At 38.7% G+C, this 12,575-nt stretch carries 6 protein-coding genes; 1 reads left to right on the top strand and 5 read right to left on the bottom strand.

Going from position 1 to position 12,575, the window contains the following annotated elements; genetic code table 11:
• Positions 1 to 53: 53 nt before the first annotated feature.
• Positions 54 to 1,319 carry a nickel-dependent lactate racemase gene (gene larA, locus UFO1_RS02240; RefSeq protein ID WP_038667410.1) on the bottom strand — a complete coding sequence of 422 codons (1,266 nt, stop codon included), beginning with the start codon at positions 1,317 to 1,319 and terminating at the stop codon, positions 54 to 56.
• Positions 1,320 to 1,495: 176 nt separating this feature from the next.
• Positions 1,496 to 2,386, bottom strand: a complete 891-nt coding sequence (locus UFO1_RS02235; protein WP_084159769.1) for a DUF2156 domain-containing protein — start codon at positions 2,384 to 2,386, stop codon at positions 1,496 to 1,498.
• A gap of 238 nt (positions 2,387 to 2,624) precedes the next feature.
• Here UFO1_RS02235 and recQ point away from each other — a divergent pair, with 238 nt between their 5' ends.
• The gene (recQ, locus tag UFO1_RS02230) at positions 2,625 to 4,754 is read left to right on the top strand and encodes a DNA helicase RecQ (RefSeq protein WP_038667405.1); all 2,130 of its coding nucleotides are present in this window, start codon (positions 2,625 to 2,627) and stop codon (positions 4,752 to 4,754) included.
• 151 nt (positions 4,755 to 4,905) lie between these two features.
• Here the strand turns inward: recQ and UFO1_RS02225 are convergent, their stop codons facing one another.
• The 3 genes from UFO1_RS02225 to UFO1_RS02215 all read right to left on the bottom strand — a co-directional run bounded on the left by UFO1_RS02225 (position 4,906) and on the right by UFO1_RS02215 (position 12,538).
• Positions 4,906 to 6,810 carry an ABC-F family ATP-binding cassette domain-containing protein gene (locus tag UFO1_RS02225; RefSeq protein ID WP_038667402.1) on the bottom strand — a complete coding sequence of 635 codons (1,905 nt, stop codon included), beginning with the start codon at positions 6,808 to 6,810 and terminating at the stop codon, positions 4,906 to 4,908.
• 262 nt (positions 6,811 to 7,072) lie between these two features.
• Positions 7,073 to 8,443 carry a sodium-dependent transporter gene (locus UFO1_RS02220; RefSeq protein WP_038667397.1) on the bottom strand — a complete coding sequence of 457 codons (1,371 nt, stop codon included), beginning with the start codon at positions 8,441 to 8,443 and terminating at the stop codon, positions 7,073 to 7,075.
• Positions 8,444 to 8,773: 330 nt separating this feature from the next.
• The gene (locus tag UFO1_RS02215; protein WP_038667394.1) at positions 8,774 to 12,538 is read right to left on the bottom strand and encodes a phosphoribosylformylglycinamidine synthase; all 3,765 of its coding nucleotides are present in this window, start codon (positions 12,536 to 12,538) and stop codon (positions 8,774 to 8,776) included.
• Positions 12,539 to 12,575 lie beyond the last annotated feature (37 nt).

Below are 12,575 nucleotides of genomic sequence, written 5' to 3'. Positions count from 1 at the left end.
TGTGTTCTCTGTCTCTCTGTGGTTCAACCGTTCTCTTCTGCGTATACTATTTTTTATTTAGCCACATAGGGAACGACTAGTGGTCCTAAAGGTAATACGGCAATACTAGCGTCTGGCCCGTATTTTTTTATCAAATCTGCTAATGTCTTTTCTATGCTTTCAACTGGATGCAGCATGCAATCCACTACGGTCTCCTTGTCAAGGGAGGAATACAAGTAACAATCCGCTTTCACTTGTATCATAGCTAATGCTTGTGCCTCCCATTGATCAAACATAGAAAAAGAAGGATCGTTGATCATATCTAATAAGTCTTGAGGCGTATTACGCATCTTTAAGATAGGACCAAAATTACCGTGACTAGGAAGTCCATCGGAACATTCTGCAACACTAATAATGCTGCCGCCCTCTTTTACGATTTGCGCCCCTGCACTCATACCTTTTACAGTTTGATAAAGGTTTTGATCCAAAGGATAACCAGCATTAGTCGTAATGACAATGTCAAAGGCGTTATCAACAGCAACCATAGAATGGCTCTTTACAAAAGCGCAGCCTACACGATGGGCCTCAATAACATCACCCGCAAATACATTAGTGATTTCTTTATCCCCATTCAAAGTAACATTCAGCATAAACTCAGGTTTTGCCATCAAGCAGTTTTGAGTAGCCGCATCTTGTACGCCATTTCCTTCAATCACGCCCCATGTACTCTTAGGGTTGCCAATCATCTCGGCATTATGAAAGTCTTGAATGGTTTTTATACCAACGATTCCAGGATTGATACCTTTTGGACCTCCAGAAAAGCCTGCAAAGAAATGAGGTTCAATAAATCCAGTTACAATTTTAAAATCAGCTTCTACATAGGTTTTATTTAAATAAACTTCAGAACCATAACTATTACGACCAACATGTACTAGCTGTTCATCATCAAAGGCTTCATGGTTAATAACTTGAATGGTATCTACCACTTCCTGACCTAACATGCTAATCAATTCTTCTCTTGTATTATGCCGATGACTCCCTAATCCATTAATGACTACAAAATTCTCCTTGGGGACATGAGATAATTCTTCAATCAGCCAAGGTACTAATTTATGATTAGGAGTTGGTCTTGTAATATCAGAAATTACAATTGCTACCCGATCAGTGGCTTTCACCATTTCTTTTAAGGGAGGAGTACCTACTGGTTGGCGCAGTGCCGAGATTACGGCTGCCTTCTCATCTTTTAAGCTTTCTAAATGCTGGGGTTCAACGACTACAGCTCTTTGAGGAACCTCAATGCTAATACTGCCTTTACCATATGCCAATTGTACTTTTTTCATTTCTGCACCCCTTATTTTTTCTTTACTACATACTTTTATAAAATATTGTAATTTTCCTGCTTTTCAATCTATATATTTTTAGATGGTAACCAATGCTTTATTCTTATACTACGAAAAAAGCGCCGCACCTATACAAAAAAAACGTTACATAAAAATAATTTATGTAACGTTTTTTATTATTTAACTTTTACAATATATTTTTCTACCATTTTAACAGGATGGTAGGATTCTTTCGCTTTTCTCAGACCTTCAATTCCCATGTCTTCTTCCCGGTTAATGTAAAGAGCCTCCTGGTAGTTATGAGCACAAAACTCTTGATTAATAACCCCATAAACACCCTTAAACTCTTTGCGGCCCTTTTCTACGTGAATCACTGCAGTATCATTGTTATTCATTTCACCATAAGTAAATGCCGCCATCTTACCATCAATAAAAATAGCGCCCCCTTGAAAACCAAGAACTGTAAAATGATTCATTGCATCAACAATGGCATTTCTTTCACAATCTAGGCTATCACCTTTCACACAACCCCGTTCATCACACCATGCCGCCATAAAATCGATACACTGTTGGGTCATGTCAGCTGTCATTGGGACATACTGATAGTTACTGTACGTCTTTCTAAAACTATTTACATGATTTTTCTTAGTATGAAATTTGCGCCCTTTTAGCTCAATTAGATCTTTTGCCAAATAGACGTAATCATAATTATCCCGCTCTGGCTTGCAGCTAAAATAACCAGGTTTTATCTTTTCTAGCCACTCAACCATATAGCCTTCTACTCCCTGAAACGAAAAGGGGAAATTCTCTTCCTTAGCATGCTCTAGCATTATTTCAACTACATCTGCTAAGCCTTCTTCTGGGCCAAATGGAGGTAAAAAAAATGTTTCCCCTTCCCAACAGGCTTTTACGCATAAAAATTTGCCTTCAACTGTCCACTTTATATTGTAGGCTTTGCGCCACATAAATAAATTAGTGAAATTATAATGGGCATTTTCATACCGCCGCTCCTTAAAGAACCTATCAAATAGCGGCTTATCCTCTAGAGTAAGTTGTTGAAACTTAATGGTAATCCCTCCTAAAACGAAACTCTATTTTACATTATACATGATTGTTGGAAAAAATATAATGGCAATCTACAAAAAGCAGGTGTTATATCGACAGGAATCCCCTTACTAAAAGCCGAATTAAATACTATATTATGATATATTCTAATGAAATAGTCATACTAAGATCTTTTTAAAATTGATGATCTTAGCATCTATTTCATACTTACTAGTAAAAATAAATTTCAGGAGAAACTATATGTTAGATGCCGCCCTAAAAATATTAAAGCAACACTATGGCTATACCACCTTCCGCCCTGGACAAGAAAAAATAATCACCAGTCTATTACAAAAGAAAGATACCTTAGCTATTATGCCTACAGGAGCGGGCAAATCTCTCTGCTTTCAAATCCCCGCCTTATTATTACCAGGCACCACCTTAGTTGTATCACCCTTAATTTCCCTCATGAAAGACCAAGTAGATGCCTTAAACAGCGTAGGTATTCCTGCCACATTTATTAATAGTTCTCTTAGTGCTTCTGTTGTCAGTGAGCGTATTTATAATGCAAAATGTGGTCGCTACAAAATTATCTATATTGCTCCCGAACGCCTAGAAGCTGAAAGTTTCCAGACTGCTATTAAATCTCTGACGATATCCTTATTAGCCATTGACGAAGCCCACTGTGTCTCACAATGGGGACATGATTTTCGCCCTAGTTATCGGGCTGTCGGTTCTTTTATCCGTTCTTTGCCTAAGCGCCCCATTATTGGCGCCTTTACAGCAACTGCTACTACAGATGTAACCCAAGATATCAAAAACTTATTGACCTTACAAAAACCTGATATTTATATGACAGGCTTTGACCGTGAGAATTTATCTTTTACCGTCATACGTGGTGAAAATAAAGCGGACTTCACCTTAAACTATATTAACACCAACAAAGACCAATCAGGAATTATTTATGCTGCTACCCGTAAAGAAGTAGATAATCTTTATAGCCAATTACACAAAAAGGGTTATTCTGTGGGAAAATATCATGCTGGACTCCCTGATAACGAGCGGCAACGTTTCCAGGAAGACTTCATTTATGACAATATTAGTATTATGGTCGCCACCAATGCTTTTGGTATGGGAATTGACAAGTCCAATGTACGTTATGTTATACATTATAATATGCCCAAAAACATGGAGGCCTATTATCAAGAAGCTGGTCGTGCAGGACGAGATGGCGAGCCTAGTGAATGTATTCTTTTATTCGGTGCCCAAGATCCGTTATTACAAAGATACCTAATTGAACAAACCACTTTTGATACGGAACGCAAAACCAATGAACTAAACAAATTGCAAACGATGGTGGATTATTGTCATACCCCTGAATGCCTAAGAAAATTTATTTTAAACTACTTTGGCGAGACAAATACTACAGCAGAATGTGCCAATTGCAGTAACTGCAATGATGATAATGAGCTTACAGATATCACCTTAGATGCACAAAAGATTTTTTCTTGTGTCATGCGGGTTAAAGAACGTTATGGTACAACCATAATTGCTAGTGTTTTAAAAGGTTCTAAAGATAAAAAAGTTCTGCAACTAGGTTTTGATAGCTTATCTACTTATGGTCTATTGAAGAACTATACCCTACCAGAAATTCGCGATGCGATTAACCGTTTAATCGCCACTGATTACTTAGCGTTAACGGATAGTGAATATCCTGTAGTAAAACTAGCACCTAAAGGAATTGCTGTATTAAAAAACCAAACAAAGGTATGGCAGAAAGTTCCAACCCGTGCTAAAAAGATTACAACCGATAATTCCCTCTTTGACTTATTACGCAGCCTAAGAAAGCAAATTGCTGATAGAGAGCAAATACCACCTTATCTAGTATTCGCTGATAGCACCCTAAAGGAAATGAGCGAGTATTGTCCAACAACGTATGAGGCCCTGCTGACAATCAAAGGGGTGGGAGAAAGCAAACGAAAACGTTATGGTGATGAATTTTTGGAAGTCATGCAACAATATGCAGCTATGAATAGCATAAAACCAACCGTTTTGCCTACTGAAACGAAACAGGGCACTAGCAAGAGTCAAGAACATCCGAGTCATGTAGTTAGTCTTGAACTTTATCAAAGTGGCCGTTCACTAGATGAAATCAGTCAAATTCGTGGTCTTAAATCTCTTACAGTACAAGATCATCTCGTACGCTGCTATCAGGAAGGACATATCGTAAATTGGGATGCTCTCATCCCACCTCAATATGAAAATCTAATTCTTAGTAAAATAGCAGAATTAGGTGCTGAAAAATTAAAACCCCTTAAAGATGCTCTGCCAGAAGAAATCGACTATGCTGCCATAAAAGCAGTACTCTGTAAATATAATGCTATAAAGTAAAACAAACACTATTATCCGATGACTAAACCGCTCTAAGGGTCTCCGGACCCAAGGCTCACTTATATAAGTGGGAGTTAAGAGCGGCTAAGTCCCTGGATAAGAAGGGCTAAGATTCAGATGGAGTTAAAACTCCATCTGAATCAAGTCTTCTTTATTTATTATTTTCGATTTCCTCAGCCAATTCATTCAAATAAGTCCAGCGATCGAAGAGTTCTGCTAACTTTTGTTCTAATTCTTGCTGTAAGTCTGTTAACTCTTGCAGCAAGACAAAGTTACTCCCTGCCCCATTAATACGTGTACCAACAATCTGGATTTCTTTTTCCACACTGGCAATTACGGCATCAATCTCTTCATATTCTTTTTGTTCTTTAAATGTAAATTTACGAGAACGTTCTTTTGGTTTTTCAACTTGAGACGGGTGAGCGACCGTCTCTTTTTCTTTGTTACCTTCGCTAATCCCTTTAGATGCCAAGGCTTCCTGATAGTCAGAATAACCTCCCACGTACTGCTTAATAGATCCATCCTCTTCAAAGGCAAATAATTTTTCGACGACTCGATCTAAAAAATAGCGGTCATGAGACACTACAATAACCGCCCCGGGAAATTCATCGAGATAATCTTCCAGAATTGTCAATGTCTGAATATCTAAATCATTGGTAGGCTCATCAAGGAGCAGGACATTGGGCGCCCCCATCAACACGCGGAGCAAATATAAACGACGTTTCTCTCCGCCAGATAACTTACGAATCGGTGTCCATTGTAATTCAGGTGGAAAAAGAAAACGTTCTAACATTTGAGAAGCTGTAATGACACCGCCATCTGCCGATGGCAGGTAGTTTGCTTCTTCTTTAATATATTCGATGACCCTAAGATTCTCATCCATATCTCCGTTTTCTTGGGAAAAATAGCCAATTTTTACAGTTTGGCCAATTTCAATCACACCACTGTCAGGTTCCATCCTCTGGGTAATTAGATTTAGCAAAGTAGATTTCCCACTACCATTAGGTCCCACAATCCCCATACGGTCGTCACGAAGCACAATATAACTAAAGTCCTGAATGACTGTCCGTTCTTCAAAACTCTTCGTTACATTGGATAATTCAATTATTTTTCGCCCTAAGCGACTAGCGCCGGCTGTTATCTCAACCTTATCCTGGCTTAAATCTACCTTTTCATCTGACAACTTTTCAAAGCGTTCAATCCTAGCCTTTTGTTTAGTAGTACGTGCTTTGGCCCCTCTACGCATCCAAGCTAACTCATTACGCAGTAAATTCTGACGTTTACTCTCGGTGGCCTCTTGGTCTGCTTCACGCTGCATTTTAAGTTCTAAAAAGAGGCTATAATTTCCAGTATAACTATACAAATTACCTTTATCCAGCTCAATAATTCGATTGACTACTCGATCAAGAAAATAACGATCATGAGTAATCATGAGTAGAGCGCCCTTACGTTTGTGTAAATAATCCTCAAGCCAAGCCACAGTATCATTATCAATATGATTGGTAGGCTCATCCAATATCAAGAGATCTGCTGGATGGATTAAGGCACTTGCTAAGGCAATCCGTTTACGTTGACCTCCAGATAAGGTACCTACATGAGCTGTAAAATCGGTAATACCAAGCCGGGTTAAAATACTCTTTGCCTCACTCTCTAACTGCCAGCCATTCATAGCATCCATTTCCTGGCTTAAGGCTATCAAGCGTTTCTCTAGACCTTCATTAGGCTGATTATTAACAGCCAATAGCACCTGCTCATACTCCCTTAGTAGCTTCATAATTGGAGAATAACCTTTAAATATCTGATCCAGTACCGTATCTAAAGGATCAAAATCAGGATTTTGAGATAGGTATTGTATCTCTACCTGATTTCCTTGGCTCACCTTGCCATCATCCGCTTCCTCTAACCCTGCTATTACTTTTAGAAAAGTAGATTTTCCCGTTCCATTTACACCAATTAAACCAATTTTATCGTTTTCGTCAATTCCAAAAGTAACATTACTAAATAAATTCTTCATACCATAACTTTTGGATAACTTCTCAATTGATACTATATTCATAAACTTTCCTCTCACAACTAAAATTGTACTATAACTATTATACTCAATGCTGGCAAGTATGCAAAAGAAAATGCTGTCCTGCTCTTTTAAAAAAGACTTGAAACGCGAAGACACGAAGGAAACAAAGAGAATATTATAACCTTCTCTTTGTTTCCTTCGCACATCTTCGCAACCTTCACGTTTAAATGCTTGTTCTCCATAATCTTGCTTTTAAGTAGAAAATGCTGCTTCCGAGTATATTCGGAAGCAGCATTTATTTTTTTTAGAATTTAAGTACTCCAATTGAGCTTAAAAAGACTACAATAAGCAATAACGGGGTGACATAGCGAATCAGGAAGAAATATACATTTACCAAAGCGGCAACTTTCATTTTGCCATTATTCGATAACTCAGTCACTACGTCCTCACGCTTTATCGAATATCCCATCATCAGAGCAATTAATAATCCACCGATAGGCAATAAAATATTAGATGAAATATAATCGAATAAATCAAAGAATCCCATGCCAAAGAAGGTAATATGACCAAGTACACTAGCCTTATCAACTGACAAAGTAGCTAAAATACCAACTACGAACATAATAGTTGCAGTCAAAATTGCCGCACTTTTTCTTGACATACCTCTTTCTTCAGACAAATAAGCGATAGGCACTTCCACTAACGATAACATAGCCGTTGTAGCTGCTATCGCGGTAAGGAAGAAAAAGGCAATTAATAAAATATTACCTAAAGGCATTTGGGAGAATACAAGGGGAATTGTCATAAATAATAGACCAGGACCAGCAGTTGGTTCCATACCAAAGGAAAATACTGTTGGAAATATGGCGAGTCCTGCTAACATAGAAACTAAAGTATCTGACAGAGCTACCTTTAATGCTGTCGTAAACATATTATTATCTTCCGTAAAGTAACTCCCATAAGTCATCATAGTGCCCATACCAAGAGATAATTTAAAGAAGGCTAAACCCAATGCCGCTAAAACAGCTGCAGCTGATAGTTGTCCAAAATCGACATGAAATAAGAACTTAACGCCTTCAGCCGCCCCTGGCAATGTTAAGGCACGAATATCACAAATAACAATAAGAACGAATAATAATGGCATTAATGTCTTTGTAATTTTCTCAATGCCTTGTTTAACACCCATGGTCAAAATTCCAGCTACTACGGCTAAAACAATGAACTGCCAAAGAATTGGCGATAAAGGTCCCATAATCACAGCACCAAATTGGGCTTTAGCAACCTCTAGTGTGACACCAACAAAATCCCCAGCTATGGCTTTAAACAAATAGAAATATACCCAGCCTGCTACACAACTATAAAAAAACATAATAATACAGGCTGCACTTACTCCCATAAGACCAATATTTTTCCAGGAAGTTCCGGGCTTTAACTGTTCTAATGCACCTACTGCATTCTTTCTTGTTTTACGTCCAATATAAAACTCGCTCAACATGATTGGCAGACCTACAAATAAAATACAACAAAAATATACCAATAAAAAAGCTCCGCCACCATTCTGCCCTGTCAGATAAGGAAATTTCCATATATTCCCCAAACCTACTGCAGAGCCTAAGGTTGCAAAAAATACTGCTAAACCTGAGGAAAAAGTTTCTCTTTTTTTAACTACGGACATCTACTTTACTCCCACCTTCTCGTATTACTATTTGTAAGTATACAAAAACAAGAAATCTCACTATCGATTTATAACATTGTTTACACACAAAGTACTTTTGTATAATACACCATTATAAATTTTTACACTATCCCTTTCTTTATTCTACTTACAACCTAATATATGATACCATAAAATACTGAATTTTGAACTCCTACTTTTCTTTTTTTCCTTTTTTGCGAATAAAATACTGTATACCATTTAAAAAGACATTTCGCATTATAAGAAAAGACTAAGGATTAGCCAAATCTTTTTTAGAAACCGGCTAAAACTTAGTCTTTTTTTAGATTTCTATTTAAAGTATTCAATACCCGCAGCAAAAAGTTGTTGATCCTTGTTTCCAGGAACATTTTTCACTACCTGGTTACCAATTCTTTCTGAATGCCCCATCTTGCCTAAAATTCGTCCATCTGGACTGGTAAGTGCCTCTACAGCTTCTACAGATCCATTAGGGTTATAACGTATATCATAAGTAGGTTCACCTTGCTCATCTACGTATTGAGCGGCAATCTGTCCTTTTTGACGCAACTCGTTTACTAATGAACTGCCAGCGACAAAACGTCCTTCCCCATGAGAAGTAGCAATGGTATGCATATCCCCTAGTTCTACATTATTAAACCAAGGAGAAAGCTTTGATACTACCTTCGTTTTCACCATACAGGAAATATGTCTCCCGATCTGATTATAAGTCAAGGTAGGACAGTTAGGAGTCAGATCAACAATGTCGCCGTAAGGAACTAATCCCAATTTAATCAGTGCCTGAAAACCATTACAAATACCTAACATTAACCCATCTTGCTCAGATAGAAAATTACGTACTGCTTCTTTAATTCTTGGATTCCTAAACATAGTAGCAATATATTTACCTGAGCCATCTGGTTCATCTCCGGCACTAAAGCCACCTGGAAGCATAATAATTTGAGAGTTTTTAATTCGTTTTACGATTTCCTCTATAGAGTCTTCTACCGCAGCAGGTGTAAGGTTCCGAATGACCATGGTGTCGACATTGCCTCCCGCTACTTCAAAAGCCTTTGCTGAATCATATTCGCAGTTAGTTCCTGGGAACACAGGTAGAAAAATACGCGGTTTAGCGAAAGATTGTTTCGATTTTTTGGGGCTACTAGCAAATAATTCTGCCTTCGGTTTTTCGCTAACGCTTTCTACTTCAGTAGGGAAAACAGCAGCTAAAGGTTTCTCCCAAGCTGTTTGTGCTTTTATAATATCAATCGAATGGCCATTTACTTCAATTACTGGTTTCTCTTGAGTTTGTCCAAGTACTTTGTAAGTTATATTACCAAAAGCTTGTTGTACGTCCACACCTGCAGGGATTTCTAATATCAAAGAACCATATTCAACCCCAAATAACTCCTTAGGAGATAAGGAGGCAGTCACATTCATCCCAATACGATTACCGAAGCTCATTTTACTAATCGCTGCAGCTAAGCCACCCATTTTTACCGTGTGAGCAGCAAGAACTTTACCTGCTTTAATTAATTGATTAATTTTGTCATAACCTTGACACAATACTGGAAAGTCTGGTAATTCGAAGGCATCACGAACTAAAGGTACGAGTACAACTTGGCTTTGTGGCTTTTTAAATTCGGGAGAAAGTACAGTGTCTGCCTTAACCACATTTACAGCAAAGGCAACTAAGGTAGGAGGCACTGTTAGTTCTTTAAATGTCCCAGACATACTATCCTTGCCACCGATGGCAGGAATACCAAACTGTTCTTGGGCATGAAGAGCCCCTAGTAAACTGCTAAAAGGTTTACCCCATTTTGTAGCATCAAGACCCAATCGCTCAAAATACTCCTGTAAGGTTAGGCGGATTTTTTGATAATCTCCCCCCATGGCTACCACTTTCGCTACCGCTTCTACGACTGCATACACTGCACCATGAAAGGGACTCCATGATGATAACTCCGGATCAAAGCCATAGGTCATTAAAGTCGCCGTGTTTGTACTACCATGAAGAACAGGAATTTTGCCTGCCATTCCTTCTGCTGGTGTTGCCTGATATTTTCCCCCGAAAGGCATCAAGATCGTGCCTGCACCAATGGTACTATCAAACATTTCTACAAGGCCTTTTTGACTACATACATTGATGTTACGCAAATTGTCCAACCAGGCTGCTTCAAGATTTTCACTATCTTTTCTAGTACTCGCAAAAAAATTATCAGCCTCTGTCGGTGCAATTACTTGTACATCGACTTTTTGTTTAACACCATTGGTATTTAAAAAGTCACGACTAATATCTACGATAGGCTGGCCTCGCCACAACATAACAAGACGCCCAGAATTTGTTACCTTGGCTACTACTGCGGCTTCTAAATTTTCTGCTGCTACATAGTTCATAAAATCTTCTACATTTTCAGGAGCCACAACCACTGCCATACGCTCTTGAGATTCTGAAATAGCGAGTTCCGTACCATCCAGCCCAGCATATTTTTTAGGCAGAGCATCAAGATCGATTACGAGACTATCTGTCAATTCTCCTATGGCGACAGATGCTCCACCTGCCCCAAAGTCATTGCAGCGTTTAATCATTTCACTTGCTTTAGGGTGCCTAAACAACCGTTGAATTTTCCGTTCTGTTGGCGGATTGCCCTTTTGCACTTCAGCACTGCAAGTTGCTAGAGATTCTTCTGTATGTTCTTTGGATGAGCCAGTAGCACCACCACAACCATCTCGACCTGTTCTGCCGCCTAAGACAATAACTACATCTCCCTCTGTAGGCTGTTTACGGACAACATTGGATTTAGGAGCAGCAGCAATGACAGCACCAACTTCCATTCTTTTTGCGATAAAACCCTCATGATAAATTTCTGCCACCTGACCTGTCGCCAATCCAATTTGGTTGCCATAGGAACTATATCCTGCAGCTGCTCCTAAGGTGATTTTTCGCTGTGGCAGTTTTCCAGCCAGAGTTTCTTCTACTTTAGCCCGTGGGTCACCACTACCGGTAACACGCATTGCTTGGTATACATAAGATCTGCCTGACAGAGGATCGCGAATTGCTCCACCAAGACAAGTAGCCGCACCACCAAAAGGTTCAATTTCTGTCGGATGATTATGAGTTTCGTTTTTAAACATCACTAACCACTCTTCTACTACACCATCAACATCTACAGGAACCACAATACTACAAGCATTGATTTCCTCCGATTGGTCCAAATCAGGTAACAAACCCGCTTGCCGTAATTCCTTCATGCCCATAATGGCAATATCCATTAAACAAATATCTTTTTTCTTATCTTTATATACCACGTCTCTAGCCTTGAGGTATTGCTCATACGCTTTGGCTATCGGTTGAGTAAAATGACTTTTTTCGATGTCTACCTTTTCAATCTCCGTAAAAAAAGTTGTATGACGACAGTGATCGGACCAATAGGTATCTAATACTTTTATTTCAGTAATAGTAGGATTGCGTTTTTCAACATCACGAAAGTATTGTTGACAAAAAGCAATATCCCCAAGTCCCATTGCCAGTCCCATATGCCCCAATATCATTGCCAACTCTTCTGTTGTCTTACTAGTAAAGCCTTCAATAACTGCTACATTACTTGGACTCTCCACGGTCAGATCAAGACTAAAAGGCTTGTCTAATCGAGCTTCTCTAGCCTCTACTGGATTAATACTATAGGCTTTTATTTTTTCAAACTCATCTTCTCCAATATTACCTTGTAGTACAATCACTTTTGCAGTACGAATGGATAGATCTTCTGTTTTCGTAAGTATTTGCACACATTGGGCCGCCCAATGAGCACGTTGGTCATACTGACCAGGCAAAAATTCTACCGCAAAAATGTGATCCTCTTGATTGATTGACAGTACTTCATCATATACATCATCAACTGGCGGTTCTGAAAAAATACTATTTTTTGCATCCGCAAATTCTTGCTCGCTAATGCCAGATATATCATAACGATTAATTATACGTACGTTTTTTAAGCCTTTAATGCCAAGGTTTTGAGTAAGGTCAGCATACATACCCTTTGCTTCTACGGCGAAATCTACACGTTTCTCAACAAAAATTCGTTTTACTTGATGTGGCATTTTTACTACCTCCTATATCCTCTTGCTATTCTTATTG

This window comes from Pelosinus sp. UFO1 (assembly GCF_000725345.1).
Classification (GTDB): Bacteria; Bacillota; Negativicutes; order DSM-13327; family DSM-13327; genus Pelosinus.
Note: the sequence above shows the minus strand (reverse complement) of the source record. Positions and strands in the feature narration are given on the sequence as shown.

What these genes read in the sequence shown, in the direction of transcription:
- recQ (WP_038667405.1), top strand. Translation starts at nt 2,625, where the DNA reads ATGTTAGATGCCGCCCTAAAAATATTAAAGCAACACTATGGCTATACC.
- larA (WP_038667410.1), bottom strand. Translation starts at nt 1,319, where the DNA reads ATGAAAAAAGTACAATTGGCATATGGTAAAGGCAGTATTAGCATTGAG.
- UFO1_RS02220 (WP_038667397.1), bottom strand. Translation starts at nt 8,443, where the DNA reads ATGTCCGTAGTTAAAAAAAGAGAAACTTTTTCCTCAGGTTTAGCAGTA.
- UFO1_RS02215 (WP_038667394.1), bottom strand. Translation starts at nt 12,538, where the DNA reads ATGCCACATCAAGTAAAACGAATTTTTGTTGAGAAACGTGTAGATTTC.
- UFO1_RS02225 (WP_038667402.1), bottom strand. Translation starts at nt 6,810, where the DNA reads ATGAATATAGTATCAATTGAGAAGTTATCCAAAAGTTATGGTATGAAG.